14 protein-coding genes are annotated in these 18,316 nt (G+C 62.7%); 8 read left to right on the plus strand and 6 right to left on the minus strand.

Annotation, left to right across the window (positions count from 1 at the left end; all coding sequences use genetic code 11):
* Window position 1: 1 nt before the first annotated feature.
* Complete coding sequence (locus tag G473_RS27645; protein WP_245580114.1) at window positions 2-2,371, minus strand: RNA degradosome polyphosphate kinase; 2,370 nt, start codon at window positions 2,369-2,371, stop codon at window positions 2-4.
* Between G473_RS27645 and G473_RS0118085 the strand changes: the two genes are divergently transcribed.
* A complete protein-coding gene (locus G473_RS0118085) occupies window positions 2,370-2,924 on the plus strand; it encodes a SixA phosphatase family protein (RefSeq protein ID WP_029014262.1) in 555 nt (184 codons plus the stop codon). The two genes, G473_RS27645 and G473_RS0118085, sit on opposite strands and share 2 nt — an antisense overlap.
* Window positions 2,925-3,005: 81 nt before the next feature.
* Entirely contained in the window at window positions 3,006-4,652 is a 1,647-nt protein-coding gene (locus G473_RS0118090; protein WP_084438283.1) for a CYTH and CHAD domain-containing protein, read from the plus strand.
* Between the two features lie 50 nt (window positions 4,653-4,702).
* On the opposite strand, the gene G473_RS0118095 is transcribed toward G473_RS0118090, so the two are convergent.
* A complete protein-coding gene (locus G473_RS0118095; RefSeq protein WP_029014264.1) occupies window positions 4,703-5,989 on the minus strand; it encodes an MFS transporter in 1,287 nt (428 codons plus the stop codon).
* Between the two features lie 184 nt (window positions 5,990-6,173).
* Between G473_RS0118095 and G473_RS0118100 the strand changes: the two genes are divergently transcribed.
* Window positions 6,174-6,740, plus strand: a complete 567-nt coding sequence (locus tag G473_RS0118100; protein ID WP_029014265.1) for a TetR/AcrR family transcriptional regulator — start codon at window positions 6,174-6,176, stop codon at window positions 6,738-6,740.
* Between the two features lie 22 nt (window positions 6,741-6,762).
* On the opposite strand, the gene G473_RS0118105 is transcribed toward G473_RS0118100, so the two are convergent.
* Both G473_RS0118105 and G473_RS0118110 read right to left on the minus strand, forming a co-directional pair.
* Complete coding sequence (locus G473_RS0118105) at window positions 6,763-7,626, minus strand: universal stress protein (RefSeq protein WP_029014266.1); 864 nt, start codon at window positions 7,624-7,626, stop codon at window positions 6,763-6,765.
* Window positions 7,627-7,788: 162 nt separating this feature from the next.
* Window positions 7,789-9,363, minus strand: coding sequence for a bifunctional aminoglycoside phosphotransferase/ATP-binding protein (locus G473_RS0118110; RefSeq protein ID WP_029014267.1), 1,575 nt, complete (start codon window positions 9,361-9,363; stop codon window positions 7,789-7,791).
* 241 nt (window positions 9,364-9,604) lie between these two features.
* Here G473_RS0118110 and G473_RS27650 point away from each other — a divergent pair, with 241 nt between their 5' ends.
* Both G473_RS27650 and G473_RS0118120 read left to right on the plus strand, forming a co-directional pair.
* A complete protein-coding gene (locus G473_RS27650) occupies window positions 9,605-12,640 on the plus strand; it encodes a phosphoenolpyruvate carboxylase (protein ID WP_051330413.1) in 3,036 nt (1,011 codons plus the stop codon).
* A 109-nt stretch (window positions 12,641-12,749) separates the two neighbouring features.
* Window positions 12,750-13,283 carry an acyloxyacyl hydrolase gene (locus G473_RS0118120; protein WP_029014268.1) on the plus strand — a complete coding sequence of 178 codons (534 nt, stop codon included), beginning with the start codon at window positions 12,750-12,752 and terminating at the stop codon, window positions 13,281-13,283.
* A 40-nt stretch (window positions 13,284-13,323) separates the two neighbouring features.
* Here the strand turns inward: G473_RS0118120 and G473_RS27655 are convergent, their stop codons facing one another.
* Window positions 13,324-14,118, minus strand: a complete 795-nt coding sequence (locus tag G473_RS27655; RefSeq protein WP_035707664.1) for a rhamnogalacturonan acetylesterase — start codon at window positions 14,116-14,118, stop codon at window positions 13,324-13,326.
* 206 nt (window positions 14,119-14,324) lie between these two features.
* On the opposite strand from G473_RS27655, the gene G473_RS27660 reads away from it, so the two are divergent.
* Window positions 14,325-15,689: an RsmB/NOP family class I SAM-dependent RNA methyltransferase gene (locus G473_RS27660; protein ID WP_035707665.1), complete on the plus strand. Its 1,365-nt coding sequence runs from the start codon at window positions 14,325-14,327 to the stop codon at window positions 15,687-15,689.
* Between the two features lie 103 nt (window positions 15,690-15,792).
* Entirely contained in the window at window positions 15,793-16,518 is a 726-nt protein-coding gene (gene lepB, locus G473_RS27665; protein ID WP_051330415.1) for a signal peptidase I, read from the plus strand.
* 62 nt (window positions 16,519-16,580) lie between these two features.
* On the opposite strand, the gene G473_RS27670 is transcribed toward lepB, so the two are convergent.
* The gene (locus G473_RS27670) at window positions 16,581-16,814 is read right to left on the minus strand and encodes a 2TM domain-containing protein (protein ID WP_035707667.1); all 234 of its coding nucleotides are present in this window, start codon (window positions 16,812-16,814) and stop codon (window positions 16,581-16,583) included.
* Window positions 16,815-16,933: 119 nt separating this feature from the next.
* Between G473_RS27670 and G473_RS27675 the strand changes: the two genes are divergently transcribed.
* Window positions 16,934-18,256, plus strand: coding sequence for a tetratricopeptide repeat protein (locus G473_RS27675; RefSeq protein ID WP_051330416.1), 1,323 nt, complete (start codon window positions 16,934-16,936; stop codon window positions 18,254-18,256).
* Window positions 18,257-18,316: the final 60 nt, after the last annotated feature.

Consider the following 18,316-nt stretch of genomic DNA (forward strand, 5'->3'; position numbering starts at 1 on the left):
GTTACGGGAAATTGCTCAACACCAGTTTCGGCGGCAGGCGGGCCGCACTCATGGCGCTGCCCCGGCCGGACAGGCTGGGGTTGGTCATGAAGTAGGTATGGGCATTGAACCCTTCGGCGCAAGCCTCCATCCGCTGATAGGTTGCGTCCGGTTGAAGCACCCAGCTCTGCGTATTGTCCTTCAGGTTGGCGACCATGATCTGGTCCAGCACCTGTTGATGCACGGTCGGGTTCTCGATCGGCACCAGCGTTTCGATCCGGCGGTCGAGGTTGCGGGGCATCCAGTCGGCTGACGAGATATAGATCTTGGCCTGGGGGGAGGGCAAGCCGTGGCCATTGCCGAAGCAGATCACACGGCCATGTTCCAGGAACCGTCCAACGATGGATTTGACGTGGATATTCTCTGACAGGCCGGGCACACCGGGCCGCAGACAACAGATACCCCGGATCACCAAATCGATCCGCACACCGTTCTGGGATGCCTCGTACAGCTTGTCGATCAGCTTGGGGTCCACCAGGCTGTTCAGCTTCACCCAGATCTGGGCCGGGCGGCCCGCCTTGGCATGGGTGATTTCAGCATCGATCAATTCCACCAGCCGCTGGCGCAGCGTGGTGGGGGCGATGGCGATTTTCTCCAGCGACTCGGGCGTGGCGTAGCCCGTCATGTAATTGAACATGTGGGCCGCGTCATGGCCCAGCGCCACGTCGCAGGTGAAGAAGGACAGGTCAGTGTAAACCTTGGCCGTGATCGGGTGATAATTACCGGTGCCGAAATGCACATAGGTGCGCAGGCCCTGGCTTTCCCGCCGGACCACCAGTGACACCTTGGCGTGGGTCTTCAGATCCACGAAACCATAGACCACCTGCACGCCGGCCCGTTCCATGTCCCGCGCCCAGCGGATATTGGCCTCTTCGTCGAAGCGGGCCTTCAGTTCTACCAGGGCGGTCACGCTCTTGCCCTGTTCGGCGGCGTCGATCAGTGCCGCGACGATGGGGCTGTTCTTGGAGGTGCGGTAAAGCGTTTGCTTGATCGCCAGCACATTGGGGTCGGCGGCGGCCTGGCGCAGGAACTGCACCACCACGTCGAAGCTTTCGAACGGATGGTGGACAACAATGTCCTTCTGCCGGATGGCGGCGAAGCAATCACCGCCAAAGTCGCGGATACGTTCCGGGAAGCGGGCATTATAGGGCCGGAACAGCAGGTCCGGCCGGTCATCGGTGATGATCTGCTTGGTGTCGGCCAGCCCGATCAACCCATCCAGCACGAATACATCGTCAGGGGAGACATGCAACTCGTCGATCAGGAAGGCCCGCAGCTCCTTTGACATGCCGACATTCACGGCCAGACGGATCACGCTGCCGCGCTTGCGGCGCTTCAGCGCGCTTTCAAAGGTGCGGACCAGATCTTCAGCCTCTTCCTCGATCTCCATCTCGCTGTCGCGCAGGACGCGGAAGACGCCATGACCCTTCAGGATGAAGGGGGGGAACAGGCGGCCGATGAAGGTCAGCACCACCTGTTCCAGCAGGACATAACGCGTTTCCACCCCCGGCAGGCGGACGAAGCGGTCAAGCTGCTGTGGCAACATGACCAGCGCATCCAGGTTATTGCCCTTCTGTGGGTCAAAAAGCTGCAAGGCTAGCGCGAATCCGCCGCTGGGCAGGAAGGGGAACGGGTGGGCAGGGTCCACCGCAATCGGCGTCAGGACGGGGAAAATCTCGTCGATGAAGCGGCTTTCCAGCCAGTCATATTCGGACGGGGTCAATTCGTCCGGTTCTACGACGGCGATGCCGGCATCCCGCAACAGGCCGCGCAGCATCAGCCAGCAGCTCTGCTGGTCGCGCATCACGTCAGTCACCCGATGGTTGATGGCGGCAAGCTGCTGTGCGGGGGTCAGGTTGTCGTCCGACGGGGTGGTGACCTTGGCGGCAACCTGCGCCTTCAGGCCCGCCACGCGGACCATGTAGAATTCGTCCAGGTTGCTGGCGGAAATGGACAGGAAGCGCAGCCGCTCCAGCAGCGGGTGGCTGGGATTATAGGCTTCCTCCAGCACACGCTGATTGAAGGCCAGCCAGGAAAGCTCCCGGTTGATGAAGCGTTCGGGATTATCCAGCGTGACAAGTTCCGCCTGCACCGGCTGTGCGGGGGCGGGGGTGGGGGACAGGGTTTCAACGCTGGCGGCAGCGTCCTTCACGGCGGTCACGTCCTGATCTTCCTTCGGTTCCGGGCGGGCGGCGGAAGTATATGTTGCTTCTGTGACGGTTTTGGGATCGGCTGGGGCCTTCGTTGCGCCGGTTGTGCGCCTGTTGCCGCCCCGGCGGCTGGGCGTGCGTGGCGTCTTGGTCCCGGTTCCATCCTGTTGCGATTCCGTCATGAAGACACTCTATCTGCTGCGGCACGCCAAATCCGATTGGGCCGATCCGCGATTGGCCGACCATGATCGGCCGCTGAATGCCCGTGGCGAGAGGGCAGCGGCGACGATGGCGAATTATTGGGCCCGGCGCAAGGGTGGGCCGCCCTTGCCGGAACTGATCCTCTGTTCCACTGCCCTGCGTGCGCGCGACACGTTGCTGCGGGTCATGCAAGCATGGCCGGCCCCGCCGAAAGTGGACTATGAGGAGGGGCTGTATCTGTGCGGGGAGGAATTGCTGCTGGACCGGGTAAAGGCCCTGCCCAGCACGGTCGACCGGGCCTTGATCGTCGGGCATAATCCCGACATCCAGCTTTTGACCCGCGACCTGTGCCGCGACGGGGATGGGCGGCTGCTGGATGCGCTGGCCATGAAGCTGCCGACCTGTTCCTTTGTGGAAATTTCGTTGCCTGAACGGGTGGATTGGTGTGATCTGCGCTGGGGAAGCTGCATACTTGCCGATTTTGTGCGGCCGCGTGATCTGGGGCCTGACGGCGAACGGCTGGCAAATGCGTGATCCCCATCATCGACTTCTACGCTGCTACCCCTTAGCTTTCCGCGCGTTCGACGGGTTTCCCGCTGACGGAGTAACCGCCCTTTGACCGCCAAATCCCATTCCCTGGCTGGAAAATCCGGTCGCCTGCGCCCGTCAACAGGGCGTGAGGTGGAACTGAAGCTGCTGGCAACGCCGGCCGATCTTGCCCGTATCCCCGACCTGTCTTTCATCCGCGAACATGTGGCCGGTGAAGAGGTGCGCGGTCGTGAAGTGACAACATATTTCGATACGCCGGATTTCTCACTGGCCCGTCGGGGTGTGGCGCTGCGTGTGCGGCGCAAAGGGGCGCGCCGGGTTCAGACGGTGAAGACGCTGGGTGCCGGCGATGGAAGCGATGGGGCCGGCGTCGCGGTCCGGCGGGAATGGGAATGGCCGCTTACCAGCGATCAGCCCGATCTGGGGCTGTTGCAGGGGCAGGGGCTGGATGAACTGGTGCCCCCCGGCATTGCCAACCGGCTGGAGCCGCTTTTTTGCACGGATATCCAGCGCACCCTTCTGCCTTTGCGGGTTGAGACGGGGGCCCGGCTTGAAATGGCGCTGGATATCGGGGAGGCGCGTGCCTGGCCCCAACGCCAGGATAGCGGTGGCACAGGCCCCCGCCGTACCATCAGCGAGGTGGAACTGGAACTGGCCCATGGCGATGTGGGAGCATTGTTCCGTACCGCTGCCGCCATTCATGACCGGATCCCCCTGCGCCTGACCATGCGCAGCAAGGCGGATATCGGCCTGTCACTGCTGACGGGCGCGCAGGCAAAGGCAGTGCCCGCCCGGCCCCTGGCCCTGACCCCGATCACTACGGTGACCGAGGCCTTCCGCCATGTTGCGCGCAATGGTCTGGCCCATATGCTGGATAATCAGGATGCGTTTGCCACCGATGCCGGTGCCGATCCGGAAATCCTGCGGGAACTGGCCGCTGCAACGCGGCGGCTGGATACAGGCTATAGCCTGTTCCGCGACCTGATCGATACCGCCCAGGGCGACGGGTTGCACGAAGGGCTGCAAGCGCTTGCCCGCCCCTTGGAAAAAGCGCGCCGCTGGCAGCGTCTGGCCCAGGCGGTGACCGACCTGGACCCCGCCATCCGCAAATCGGCCTTGGGACCCGTCTCCGCCGCGCGGCAGAAAGCGCTGGCCAAAGCGCGCAATGTGTTGCTTTCCCCCGCCTGGACCGGGTGGCAGCTTGGTTTTGCCGTCTGGCTGGAGGGCGGTGAATGGACCAGTCAGCCCCAGAGCTGTCCCTTCGGCACGGCGATGGGGGAAGTGGCGGGTGATCTGCTGGCCCGCCGTCTGGGTAAGGTTCTCAAGGCTGGGCGACCGCTCAGCCGGCAGCAGCTTGTCACGGCCGACCATGTGGTGCCTTTGCATAAGCAGATTCGCAAGCTGCGCTATGCGCTGGATTTCTGCCGTGCGGTATGGCCGGCGGAACGCGTTCGCGCCCTTCTGGAGGTAATGGATACGCTGCGCCCGCTGGTGAAACAGGCAGCCGATGCCGAGCGGGGCGCACGCCTGCTGGCCGATATCGGGCTGGAGGAAGCGGCCAGCGCCATGCGGCGGCAATGGGCCGTGCCAGGGGCGGCATGGCGGCCGCATTGGGAGATGCTGACCGGCTTGGTGGCGCAGATGGATTTGCCACCAGACACCCAGCGCCCTGGGGTGGATACACAATTCTCGCCAGAGAAATCCCGCCGATAAGGTGTCAGAACCAATGTAGGAACCCGGTCGCTTGCGGCTTGACCAACAGGTTACGCGGTGGCCAATGTCGGCTCCTGCTTCCTCCCTGCCAGCGGCATGATCAATGCCACGGCAATGCAGAGCAGGCCTGCCACATAAAAAGCCGGGAAATAGCTGGCCAGCATGGTTTTGGACAGGCCTGCGCCATAGGCGGCGCAGGCAGCGCCCAACTGATGGCCGGCGAATATCCAGCCGAACACCAGATTGGCTTTTTCCCGGCCAAACTTCTCTGCCGTTAGCCGGATGGTGGGCGGCACGGTGGCAACCCAATCAAGTCCATAGAAAACAGCGAAGAGTGACAGGCCATACAGGGTGAAATCAGAGAAGGGCAGATAGAGCAGGGACAGGCCGCGCAAGCCATAATACCAGAACAACAGCACCCGGTTATCGTAGCGGTCGGACAACCAGCCCGAGGCGATGGTGCCGATAAAATCAAAGGCGCCAATCAAAGCCAGGAAACCTGCGGCCTGTACTGCCGGCATGCCGACATCAACGCATAGCGACACCATATGGGTCTGGATCAGGCCATTGGTGCTGACCCCGCAGACAAAGAAGCTGATGAACAAAACCCAGAACACCCGGGTGCGGGCAGCCATGGCCAGGGCGCCCAGGGATGCGGCGATGATTGAACTGGCCGGCGCCGCTGGCGGCGGCTCCGTTCCCGGCATCTCGCCATAGGCTGTAAGCCCCAGATCGGCAGGCCGGTCGCGCATCAGCAACAGCACAACCAGCGCTGAGACCGATAGCAGACAGCAGATCAATATCGCCGCTGTCCGCCAGCCGAACTCGGCCGAAAGCTGAGCCAGCAGAGGCGTGAAGATTAATTGTCCTGTTGCCATGCTGGCTGTCAGCAGGCCAAGCACCAGCCCCCGCCGGTGGGTGAACCAGCGGGTGGCAACCGTGGCCCCCAGCACCATGGCCGTCATACCGGTGCCCAGCCCCACCACGACACCCCAGAGCAGCACCAGATGCCAGATCTCCGTCATGGCCAGTGACAGCACCATGCCGCCGCCCACCAGTGCCACGGAGGATACGACCATCCGGCGCACGCCGAACCGGTTGATCAGCGCAGCCGCGAATGGCCCCATAAGGCCATAAAGGATCAGCCGGATGGCTAGCGCACCGGAAATTTCCGATGCGGTCCAGCCGAATTCCTGCTGCAGGGGCACCATCAGTACGCCTGGCGCCCCCACCGCCCCCGCCATGGTCAGGCTGGTCAGGAACGTGGCGGCGATGATGACCCAGCCATAATGGATGTTCCGGCGCTGTAACCGGCGGGCAACCAGGGTGGACAACATATGAATGCTTCCTTCCTGCTCCCTGCTGGATCGGGCTGGTCCTAGCGGGGTAGAGGGTTTATGATGATGGCCATCATGTTTGTCGGCGCATCATTTGTGTCATGAATATCGGTCGGGCCTGTTATGCGCTGTGGTTGCCGTGAGCGATCTCAGGCCGAATTTAAAATTGCAGGGAGAAGCGAAAGTGCGCGTCAGCAAGGAAAAGTCGGCCGAACATCGGGCAGCCATCGTGGAAGCTGCCGGGCGCCTTTTCCGGGAAAAGGGTGTTGACGGGGTTGGTGTGGCTGAAATTACCCGCGCGGCCGGTTTGACCCATGGCGGCTTCTACGGCCATTTCGCGTCAAAGGATGCGCTTGCAGCGGAAGCCTGCGCGGACAGTTTTCAAACCAAAATCCAGGCATTGGATGCGGCAAGCGATCTGGCAGCCTTCATCGACCAATACCTGTCGGAAACCCACGTCAAGCGGCGGGATATTGGTTGCCCGATGCCAGCGTGGGCAGGGGAGGTGGCGCGTCAGGATACGGGGATGGCTTTATCCTTCGCGGTGGGGCTGGCAGATTATACATCCCAGCTGGCAGGCAAAGTGCCTGAGGGGGCGGGGCCACGCGATGAGCGTGCCCTGGCCCTTCTGTCCATGCTGGTGGGCGCGGTGACCCTTGCGCGGGCCGTGGCAGAAAGCAACCCGGACCTGGCAAATAGGATACTGGCCGCTGCACGGGGTCAGGCAAAGGCGCTCGCCGGGCTGGATTGATCCAGCCCGGCACACGCAGCCGTCAGTTGGCCATCAGCAGCGTCACTTCATCCTGGTCCAGCATGTCGCGGGTTACCCCACCCAGGATCAATTCCCGCAGACGGGAATGGCCGTATCCGCCCATGACGAGCAGGTCCACACCAATCTCCCGGCACTGGTTCAGCACGCTGGCGGCGACGGTTCCGCTTTTCTCAATCCGGTGAGTGGCGGCGGGGATGCCGTGCCAGGCCAGATATTCCTGCAAGGACTTGCCGCGTTCGACATCCGTTTTCGGCGTCCCCACGGTCAGGATATGCACCTCGTCCGCCTGCAAAAGCACCGGCATGGCCAAGGCCACGGCCCGGGTGGCCTGGGTCCGGCCGTTCCAGGCGATGGCAACCTTCGCCCCCACTTTGGCCGGCGGTTTACGGGCGGACAGGATCACCGGGCGCCCGCCATCCAGCAGGACCGCTTCCATCCCCGCCAGCACGGCGGTCCGCAATTCCTGGCTCAGTGGTGGGAAGATGGCGGCATCGGTGACACGCACGGCACCGGTCAGCACATCCTCCGTCACGCCATCCACTTCCTCCCAGCAGGCGGAAACCCGGTCCAGGCCCGGCGGCTGCCGGCATTCCCCCGCACCGGCCTGGATGCAGGCGGTTTGGAAGGCGGCCCGTGCGCGTTCACTGCGGATGCGGTTCTCTTCCTCCAGCGAGCGCATGACATCCTGGATCATGCTGCCGGTCATGCCTTCGCCGATCATCGGCATCGCGTCACGGGGATCATGGCGCATGAAAAGGGCGCTGACATTTCCCTTGCCGGCACCCACCAGGGAAAAGGCGGTTGCCAGGGTGGCGGCATCGCCATCCGTTCCGGTCAAAACGCTAAGCACTTTACGATAGGCCATGACTTCCCCCTTTGTCGCTTCTGGTATCGGGAACCTGTCCGACAGCATAGGGCGCCACCGCCTGACGGCATTGACCTGGATCAGACGGGGCGGCTTTACAGGCTGCAATAAGGTTAACACGTCCGGACGCGATCAGGTCCGCCCACCTGATGGATACAGGTGTCAGTGATGCGCGCCGGTGACATGACGCCGCGCAATCGCGGCCGTTTCCTGCGGATCACCCCCGGCGGAAATAATATCCCAGCGCATATCCCCGATATCATAGGCGGCCTGCCGGCGGACAATGGCGGCATCGGCGTCCGAGGCGTCGCCCCGTCGGCGTCCCACCCTCTCTATCTGCACCTTCTGGTCTGCCACCAGCCACAGCCCGGCAAACGGGACGCCGGCCATCCTGGCCACCATTTCCACGGCCTGACGCTGGGCGGGACGGGCATAGACCCCATCGCAGATCACGCCATGCCCGCCTTCCAGGATCAAGCCGGCGCGCCCGGCCATCTCCCCATAGGTCCGGGTGCTGTATTCCTCGGCATAAAATTTCTCCGGCAGGGCGGATTGCGGGTCCACACCCAGCAGCTTTTTGCGCAGCACGTCGCTGCGCAGGATCACCGCGCCGGGCGCCGGCCCCAGTTCCGGTGCCAGATTGCGGGCCAGGGTTGTTTTGCCGGTACCGGACAAGCCGCCAATGGCCACCAGCCGGGCCGGTGCCGGGCGGAGGAGGCGGGTAGCCAATGCCAGATAGGCCAATGCGTCCCGCTGCATCGCGCCTGCCCGGCCCGGGTCCGTCTGAGCGGCAATGGCGCTGGCAGTCAGGTGGGCGCGGATGCCGGCGCGCACCGACATGAAAAGCGGCAGCAGCGACAGGCCGGCCAGATCGCCCGTCTGATCCAGATAGCGGTTGAACAGGATATTGGCCAGATCGCGCATCCCCCGATGTTCCAGATCCATCAGCAGGAAGGCCAGATCGTACAGCACATCGGTCACGGCGATGCGGTCACCAAATTCGATACAGTCGAAAGGCGTCGGTTTGCCCTCCAGCATCACGATATTGCGCAGATGCAGGTCGCCGTGACAGTGGCGGATATAGCCGGCATCGCGGCGACGGTCGATCAGATCGGCCTGTGCCGCCAGCGCGGTCCGGGCCAGCAGGTCCAGATACGCCACTTCCGCTTCCGGAAAAAGACTGTGCTGGCGCATCTGGCCGGCATTCATCGCCACAAGGGCGGCCATTTCCGTGGCGCCGGGGGCATCGCGCCGCACCTCTGCCGCCTCATGGAAACTGGCGATAATGTCGGCCAGATCGGTCATGACGGCGCCATCCAGATGCCCGGCGGCGGCCATCCGGTCCAGCAGCGCCTCCTGGGGGAAGCGCGCCATGGTGACGACATAGTCCATCACGTCTGGTGCCGGCCCGCCATCCCCGGCCACCGGCGCGTTCTGTATCAGATGCAGCCCGCCATCCGGCCCGCGCATCACCCCGCCAACCCCGAGATAGAGATGGGGCGCCGTCCGCCGGTTCAGCCGGACTTCCGCCTGGCAAGCTTCCAGCCGCTTGGCCAGGGAGCCATAATCAAGGAAAGGAAAGGTAACATTCTTTTTCAGTTTATAGGCCCGATCCCCCGCCAGGAACAGGGCAGCGGCATGGGTGTCTATCCGCTCCACCACAACATCCGGCATCAATCCATGGTTGCGCGGATCGGACAGCGCTTCCATGACGGGGGCCTGGGGATCATTCTTCATGGCCGCTTTCTTTTCCGCCGGATCATGGGCCTTGTGCATGTGCAGCACCCCATTCGCGATCAAATGATGAAGTAAGTGGCATTACATTTTTTCTATCATACCAAAGAGACAGGTGTTGCAGACGGAATATGTCCGCCATTACCCTTTGAGCGTTGACATTGGTAACGTTGTTACCTCACCCTGCGACGCTGCGCCGCAATAGAACGGCGCTACTAACCCTTGCACTGTGGGAACATTTTACATGCCCCTGGACCCGTCGATGCCGCAAGCCGCCGTCCCGTCCGATCTGGAAGTCCTGGCGACCGTGACCGCCAAAGGGCCGCTGCTGCCGACTAAACAGGCGCGTTACACTCCCCCCAAGGGTCTGGATGCAAAGGCGCTGGCTGGCGACCTTCTGGCCCAGCTTGACCGGTTCTCGGCTGAAACATCGCATGATCCTTTCGCCAATCCCGTGATGCTGCTGGCGCTGGACATTTCCCGCCGCCTTGCCGCGGGGGAACTGGCGCCCGGCGCGCTGGAGCAGCTTATCCATTATCTCAGCAGCGAAGGCTTTCTCGCCCGCGCGGCGCGCCTGTCCAGATATCTGGGGGAGGCGGCGCCGGAAGCCAATGCCAGCCGGCTGGAAGAATTGCTGGATGTTGCCATCACCGGCAATGGTGCGGAGAAATTATCGTTCGAAGCCTTCCAGAAGCTGGTGCAGAAGGAAGTGTTCGGCATTGTCATTACCGCGCACCCGACCTTCAACCTGCCCGGCGCCCTTATGGAGGCGCTGGCCTGTCTGGCCACGGGCTATGACAAGGCTGGCAAGGCCCTGGATGAGGATGCCCGCGCCGCTTTGATCCGCAAGGTTGCCACCAGCGACCATACGCCGGAGGATATGTCCCTGGCGCGTGAGCATGAGCTGTCGCTGGATGCCATCGCCAATATCCAGACCGCCATCCGCACCCTGTACCGCGCCGTGCTGCGCGTGGGGCGGCGCCATTATCCGGAGCGCTGGACGGAACTGACCCCCCGCCTGATGACGGTGGCAAGCTGGGTTGGCTATGATCTGGATGGCCGGTCGGATATTCGCTGGTCCGATACGCTGCACAAGCGGCTGATCGTGCAGCAGCGCCAGCTCAACCATTATCTGATGGCCCTGCGCGGTCTGCGGGCCAAGGCGCCGGCGCTGGAGGATCTGCGCCACACCCTGGCTTTGATCGAAAGCCGTCTGGCCCTGGCGTTGAACCAGGTGACGGATGAGATTGCGGCCTTTGGCGGTACGGAAGCGCAGGATATCGACCATCTGCGCCGCATCGCCCGCCGGATGCATGAAGGTCTGCCCCTGCGTCTGGTCGATGCCGGGGAGGCGATTGAGTTTGTGGATCGGGCCATCCGTCTGGCGGCCAGCGTGGAGGGCGAGGGCGCCATTGGGGTGGTCGAGGAACTGGCCGTTTTGCGTGCGGAACTGTCGGCCTTCGGCCTCGGCATGGCCCATACCCATGTGCGCCTGAACAGCACTCAGGTCCATAATGCCATCCGCAAGGCTGTGGGACTGGAGACGGCGGCTGATGATCCGCGCTACCGTCAATCCTACCTGGCGGCACTGACCGACCTGCTGGACAAGGTGGAGCCGGTCAATATCAATTTCGGCAGCATCATTGCCGAACGCACCAGCGCCAAGCGCCTGTTCATGGTCGTGGCGCAGATGCTGAAATATTCCGATGCGCGGGTGCCGATCCGTTTCCTGATCGCAGAGTCGGAAAGCGCCTTCACCGTCCTGTCCGCGCTTTATTTTGCCAAGCTGTTCGGGGTGGACGGGCAGGTCGATATCAGCCCGCTGTTCGAGACGGAAAAGGCGCTGGAGGTTGGCAGCCGCATCATCGAGCAGTTGCTGGAAAACCCGCATTACCGCGCCTATGTGCAAAAGCGTGGCCGTCTATGCATCCAGATGGGCTATTCCGATGCCGGCCGCTATCTGGGCCAGACACCGGCTGCGGCCAGCATTGAGCGTCTGCGGCTGCGCATTCTGCGCCTGTTCAACCGCCATTGTCTGGCCGGCGTCCAGCTTGTCATTTTCGACACGCATGGGGAAAGCATTGGCCGCGGCGGCCATCCCGCCAGCCTGCATAACCGGCTGGCCTATGTCAGCCCGCCGGCGACGCTGGCCTTTGCGGCCAAGCATGGGATTGAACTGAAGCAGGAGGTCAGTTTCCAGGGCGGTGACGGCTATCTTTATTTCGTCACGCCGGCCAGTGCGCTCGCTGTCGTTACCCGCATCCTGGAATATATGATCGGCACGGCCAAGCCGGACCTGGAACATGATGTGTTCTATGCTGAGGGCGATTATATCCGGGAATTCTTCACCACGGTGAAGACCTTCCAGGTCGGGCTGGTGGACGACCCTGATTATGGTGAGTTGCTGGCTGCCTTTGGCACCAATCTCCTGTTCCCCAGCGGCAGCCGCGCCATCAAGCGTCAGCATGACAGCGCCCCCGATGCAGCGGCCCAGGTCATGGCCGGCCAGTTCCGCGCCATCCCCCACAACGCCATCCTGTTGCAGCTTGGCCTGCCGGCCAATGTGTTGAGCGGGGTGGGTGAGGCGATTGACCGGGAGCCGGAACATTTCCGTCGTCTCTATGCCACCTCGCCCCGGTTCCGGGAATTGCTGGGGATCGTGGTTTTCGGGCTCAGCGTCTCCTGCCCGGATGCGTTGAAGGCCTATGTCGATACGCTGGACCCGGCGCATTGGCTGGCCCGTGCCGCCCGGTCGGAAAATCCGCTGGAAGCTGATGATATGCGCCGCATCGCCGCGATGCTGGAAGCGACGCCGACCCATCAGCGGCTGATCAATATCTTCCGCAAGCTGTATCGCGATTATGGTGTCTTGCAGCAGAACCTGAACCGGGCAGGGGCCGCCCCGCCGCCCAACCCGGCGCTGGAACGGCATCTGCGGCTGCTGCACGCGGTGCGCTTGGCCCTGACGCACCAGATCTATAAGCTGGCCGTCCATGTGCCGGAATTCTCCAGCCAGCATTCCATCACCAACCAGCGGCTGGTGACCCGGTTGCTGCACCTGGATGTGCCATGGGCGCTGGAACAGTTGGGCCGCATCTTCCCGGCCCGTAACGAGACGCCGGTGGATGAAGGGTTTGGCGAAGTCGCGACATATGTCAGCGATGAAAGCCAGGATTACAGCCAGGAAAACCAGCATATTTTCCGGCCCATTGCCCAGCTTTACGAATTGATCCGCCGGACGGGCAACGCCGTGTCGCAACGGATCGGCTTCTTCGGCTGATGGACTGATCCCCTCTCACGCCCCTTCGCATACGGGGGCGTGAGAGGGGATGTTGCATTGCAACAAAAGACCGGCGATAAGGGCTTTGTAATCAACGGAGCCTTTCGCCTTGCGTTTGTCCGGATTGGTGGCGGCCCTGGCCGCATTGCTATCGGTCGCACTGCCCGGTGTGTCAGCGCGGGCGGCCACGGTGCCGGCGCTTTTCTCCTTAGGCATCGGTCAGTTCGATGCTTTTGAGAACATCCCGCGCGACAAAGCAGCGGATGTTCGGGCTGAATATCGCTTCGGTACCGGTTCGTTGTTATTTTCCGCAGGCGATTGGCTGGCGGGGCGGCCATGGGTGGGGCTGGAAGTGACCAGTGATGGCGGGCTCTATGGCGCTGGCGGCATTGCAGTTGATTTTACCGCCGGTCCCCTGGTGCTGACCCCCAGTTTCGGGATCGGGCTGTTTGCCGATCCCGGCGGCAAAGACATGGGATATCCCATTGAATTCCGCAGCGGGCTTGAATTGGCTTGGCGCTTTGGCGGCGGCTCCCGTCTGGGAGTTGCGGTTTCCCATATCAGCAATGGCGAGTTGGGGCGTGACAATCCCGGTGCGGAGATCGTGACCCTTTACTATCACCTGCCGGTGGACTGGATGTAACGCGGATGATGGGGGCGGTTGCCCGCCCCCGTCACACGGGTCAGGAACAGGACGGATTGCCCAGCCGGGGCGGGTTTTCCGCCGGCACCGGTGCCACATGGGTTGAGATGGGCAGGTTCAGTTCCTTCAGGCGCTTGGCCACCAGGGCCGCAACGGCGCGGGCGCCCAATTCGCTGAAATGCACATTGTCCGACAGGCCGTCCGGCCAGCGCGCATAGCCGGCTTCCTTGTCGAAATTCATGTAATAGGCCTTGGAGGCTTCTGCCCCGACCTGCTGGAAATAGACCCGGCTGTCATAGTTCAGGTCGATCAAGGGCGTAGCGGTTGCGTGCGCGATTTCGCGCGTCGCTTCCACATAGGGCGTCAGGCTTTCGCCAATGGCGCCATTATCGTCAAAGCGGCGCAGCGCCACGGGGGTGATCAGGACCGGCACGGCACCCTTGTCCCGTGCCATGGCCACGAAGCGCTGCAAATTGACCTTATATTCCGGGACCGGGGTGAAGCGTTCCGGCTTCTTGTCGTTGGTGTCGTTATGGCCGAACTGGATCAGCAGCGTGTCACCGGGCGTAATATCGTGGGCGATGGCATCGAACCGGCCTTCGCTGATGAAGGTCTTGGTGGATCGGCCACCGATGGCCCGGTTTTCCACCTTCACCCCGTCAGTCAGATTGCATTTCAGCAGCATGCCCCAGCCCATCTGGGGATACCAGTCCGGCTTATAATCGGCTGCCGTGCTGTCGCTGGCAATGAAGATGTGCCCTTCAGCAGAAGCAGGGCCCGCCAGAGCCGTCATTGTAAGAACGGCAGCACATAAGTGACGGAATCCTATTTTCATTTTTTCTCAATCCCTCCCGTTTGATGGTTTATCATAATGTGGAATTGCATCCTGTAAAATGGGCAATTCACCCTCTCTCGTTTTCGCAGCCGCCCGTGGAGAAGGGCAGGGGGCAGCCATGGCGGCGCTGCACTTCCGCAACTGGCCGGCTGCCCGTATAGTCCGCCGCTTTGCCGCATCAATTGTATCTACGGGAAATCGCAGTCATGACCCCCGCCGCCCGCTTGGCCACCGCTATCGACCTGCTTGCGGATGTGATGGATACGCCCCGCCCGGCGGATGCGATCACCAGCGCCTTCTTCCGCAACCGCCGTTATATTGGGGCAAAGGACCGCGCCGATATCGCCGGGCAGGTTTATCGTGTGCTGCGTCACTGGGCGCGGCTGCACTGGTGGCTGGAGCGCGGCAACCATATGCCGGACCCGCGCGCCCTGATACTGGCTGATTGCATTCTGGCGCAGGGCCGTGACGCCGATGCGGTGGCCGGTCTGTTCAATGGTTCCAAGTTCGGCCCGCCTCCCTTGAGCGATCGGGAGCGCCGGCTGGCGCGTACTTTGGACAGCCACACGCTGGACCATCCCTCCCAGCCCGACGAGGTGCGTGCCGAGGTGCCCGATTGGGCGGTGGAGCCGATGCGCGCCGCGTTTGGTGACCGGTTCCTGGTGGAATTGTCGGCCATGCTGGGGGAAGCGCCGCTGGATCTGCGCGTTAATCCGGTGAAGGCCACGCGGGAACAGGCGATGGCCGCCCTGGCAGAGGTCGGCATCAATGCCGCGCTTACGCCCCTGTCCCCGGTGGGGCTGCGCCTGCCGGGCCGCGCCCCGATCATGGCCCTGGATGCCTATAAGAACGGGATGATCGAAATCCAGGACGAAGGCTCCCAGCTTGTCGCCCTGATTGCCGACGCCAAGCCCGGCATGCAGGTGGTGGATTTCTGCGCCGGTGCCGGCGGCAAGACGCTGGCCATCGCCGCGATGATGGAGAATAAGGGCCGCGTTGTTGCCAGTGACGTGCTGGAAGGCCGCCTGACCCGCGCGAAGGAACGTTTCCGCCGCGCCGGCCTGCATAATATTGAAACCCGCGCCCTGAAGAATGAACGTGACCCCTGGGTGAAGCGCCATAAGGGCAAGTTCGACCGCGTTATTATTGACGCGCCGTGCAGCGGTACCGGCACCTGGCGCCGCAATCCGGATAGCCGCTGGCGTCCGCTGGGACCGGGCCTTTCCGATCTGGTGCCGTTGCAGGCCAGCATCCTGGAAAGCGCCTCGCGTCTGGCCCGCCCCGGCGGCCGCGTAATCTATGCTACCTGCTCCCTGCTGCCGGAAGAAAATGAGCGGCAGGTGGAGGCGTTCCTGGCGGCGCATCCGGATTTCACCCTGGTGCCGGTGGCCCAGGCATGGCCGGCGGCATGGGGGAAAGCACCGACCGACAGCCCGATGCTGCGCCTGACCCCGGCACAGCATGATACGGACGGCTTCTTTGCCGCCGTACTGGAACGTCGCGCCGATAGTGCCGAGCCGGCTGAAGCGGATGGCGAGCCTGCCGCGTCAGCCGTTGGGACCGAGCAATGATCCGGTGATAATTGGTGCCATCATTTCGGGCGCGGCTGGAGATTGACCGGCCGTGGCCCGAAGGGCATGTTACCGCCGCCAGAGAGCCAAGGGAGTGTTCGCTTTGCGCGCGTTGATCCGGGAATGGGCGGGGCTGATCGGCTTCGTCGCCATCTTCTACCTAGTGACCAATACCCTGATCTTCGCCGGCTTCCATGTTCCATCGGAAAGCATGCTGCCGACACTGAAGGTCGGTGATCAGTTTTATGCGGCCAAATACGCCTATGGCTATAGCCGCTTCTCCACCTCCTTCGTGCCGCTGCCGTTCGGCGAGGGGCGCTTCCCCGACCTGATGCCGGAGCGCGGCGATATTGTCGTTTTCCGCGTGCCGCGCACGGAAGAAGATTATGTGAAGCGGGTCATTGGCATGCCGGGTGACCGTATCCAGGTCAGCGGCGGCCGCCTTTACATCAATGACCAGATCGTGCCGCGGGAAAAGCTGCGCGATTACTCCTATCGCGACCATGGCGGCAGTGTCGTTTCGGTAACGGAATATGAAGAAACCCTGCCCAATGGCCGCAAGCACCTGATCATTGAACAGCGCGATGATGGCAGCGCGGATGACACGCCTGTCTATGTCGTGCCTGAAGGGCATCTGTTCATGATGGGGGATAACCGCGATAATTCCCAGGACAGCCGGTATCTGACGCAGGTTGGCTATATTCCGGTGGAGCGGGTTCTGGGCCGCGTTTCCATGGTTGCTTTCGCCCGTCAGGGCTGTGAGGCGACCGAAGGGTTGATCTGCCCGGGTGGCGGCTGGATGGACCGGCTGTTCCGCTGGGTCGACTGACGGGATCGGCAGTGCCCTGTCATGGCCGGCATCGGACAAATCCGATGCCGGCTTTTTTTATGTCATCTGCGGGTACCGTCACGGCTGTCGAAAAGCCCCATCGCATAGGCGGTGTGGAGCGCCAGCGGGGCCCCCCAGGCGACCATTGGATAGAAGAACCAGACATTGCCCGGTGTCAGCACGAAATTCAGCGGCACCAGCAGTATCGCCACCCCGAAAAAGGCGATGAAATGGTTCAGCAGCGCACTGCGGCGGCGGCGATCCCGGCGGGCCTTTTCCTCATTGCCTTCTGACATGGTGCGCTTTCCTTGCTGATACCCAGATCCCTGGCAGGCATACATCGTCAGGCCTGCCTTGTCAGCCCACAGTGCCACCGGGTAGAAAGAGGCAGAAACCCAGCCGGAACAGGCAAGCCATGGATGTGAATGCTGTTTTCGCCGACGCCGTTGCCCGCCAGAACCAGGGAGATTGGGCAGGTGCCGAAGCGCTCTACCGCAAGATCGACAAGAGCCGCGCGGGATTGGCGCCGGTTTGCTGGAATTTGGGCATTGTCCTGAAGGCGCAGGGCAAATGGGAAGATGCCCTTAGCGCCTTCAAGCGGGCGGGCAAAGCCGATCCCTCCTTCCGGGGCCTGCATTTCCATATCGGCATGTGCCAGCAGCGCCTGGGACGGATGGCGGATGCGGCGGCCAGCTTCCTGAAAGCGGTGGCCGCTGAACCCGATGATCCGACCACCCGCTTCAATGCCGCAGCCGCGCTGCGTGACCAGGGCCGTCTGGCGGAGGCATTGGAGCAGGCGGACGCGGCCTTGCGCATCGCGCCGGATTTCATGGAAGCGCAGTTGCTGCAGACCAAGCTGCGTACCGCCATGCTGCCCGTCTGGCATGTACCCATGGTGAATGATCAGCCGCGCAATGATGCCTATGAGGCGGCGATCAAGGCTCATGTGAAACCGGGCGATCTGGTGCTGGAGATCGGTACCGGCTCGGGCCTGCTGGCGATGATGGCGGCACGGGCGGGGGCCCAGGTTGTCACCTGTGAGGCGGTGCCCTGGATTGCCGAAACGGCGCGGGCGATCATTGCCGCCAATGGCCTTTCCGACCGCATCACCGTGGTCAATAAGCTATCCACCGATCTGACCGTTGGGGATGTTTTGCCACGCCCGGCGGATGTCCTGTTGTCGGAGATCATCGCCAGTGATTTCCTGTCGGAACGGGTGGTGCCGGCCGTGGCCGATGCCAAGGCGCGCCTGTTGCGGCCCGATGCGCGGATACTGCCTGCGCGCGGGGGTATCGCTTGCGCCTTGGCCGGGGGGGAGGTACTGGAGAAGCATCTGTTCACCGGCCTGACCAATGGGTTCGATCTTTCCGGCTTCAACCGTCTTTATCCCCGGTCGGTTCGTTTCGACGCGCGGGAAACCCAGCCGCACCGTCTGTCGAATGTTGCGGAGCCACTTTCTTTCGATTTCACGGCGGGCCCTGTTCCGTCCGGTGAGCGGGTTGATTTTACACTGACAGCCGAAACGACAGGGCGGTGTGTGGCGCTGGCGCAATGGGTGTGGCTGGATTTCGGCCAGGGCATCCGGTTCGAGAACAGCCCGTTTATTGATGCTCCCGCCAGTGGCTGGCAGCCTGGCTTTTTCCTGCCATCCTCCCCCTTTGCGGTCACGGCGGGGGCGGTGGTTCCGGCGCGGGCCATGCACGACACAATTAATATCTGGCTATCGCTGCTGACCTGAAGATCAAGTCAGGCAAAAAGAAGGGCCGGCTACGTAAGTAACCAGCCCTTCTTTCTATCA

Source organism: Niveispirillum irakense DSM 11586 (genome assembly GCF_000429645.1).
In the GTDB taxonomy this organism is placed as follows: Bacteria; Pseudomonadota; Alphaproteobacteria; order Azospirillales; family Azospirillaceae; genus Niveispirillum; species Niveispirillum irakense.

What these genes read in the sequence shown, in the direction of transcription:
- G473_RS27650 (WP_051330413.1), top strand. Translation starts at nt 9,605, where the DNA reads ATGCCCCTGGACCCGTCGATGCCGCAAGCCGCCGTCCCGTCCGATCTG.
- G473_RS27670 (WP_035707667.1), bottom strand. Translation starts at nt 16,814, where the DNA reads ATGTCAGAAGGCAATGAGGAAAAGGCCCGCCGGGATCGCCGCCGCCGC.
- G473_RS0118085 (WP_029014262.1), top strand. Translation starts at nt 2,370, where the DNA reads ATGAAGACACTCTATCTGCTGCGGCACGCCAAATCCGATTGGGCCGAT.
- G473_RS27675 (WP_051330416.1), top strand. Translation starts at nt 16,934, where the DNA reads ATGGATGTGAATGCTGTTTTCGCCGACGCCGTTGCCCGCCAGAACCAG.
- G473_RS27655 (WP_035707664.1), bottom strand. Translation starts at nt 14,118, where the DNA reads ATGAAAATAGGATTCCGTCACTTATGTGCTGCCGTTCTTACAATGACG.
- G473_RS0118105 (WP_029014266.1), bottom strand. Translation starts at nt 7,626, where the DNA reads ATGGCCTATCGTAAAGTGCTTAGCGTTTTGACCGGAACGGATGGCGAT.
- G473_RS27660 (WP_035707665.1), top strand. Translation starts at nt 14,325, where the DNA reads ATGACCCCCGCCGCCCGCTTGGCCACCGCTATCGACCTGCTTGCGGAT.
- G473_RS27645 (WP_245580114.1), bottom strand. Translation starts at nt 2,371, where the DNA reads ATGACGGAATCGCAACAGGATGGAACCGGGACCAAGACGCCACGCACG.
- G473_RS0118095 (WP_029014264.1), bottom strand. Translation starts at nt 5,989, where the DNA reads ATGTTGTCCACCCTGGTTGCCCGCCGGTTACAGCGCCGGAACATCCAT.
- G473_RS0118110 (WP_029014267.1), bottom strand. Translation starts at nt 9,363, where the DNA reads ATGAAGAATGATCCCCAGGCCCCCGTCATGGAAGCGCTGTCCGATCCG.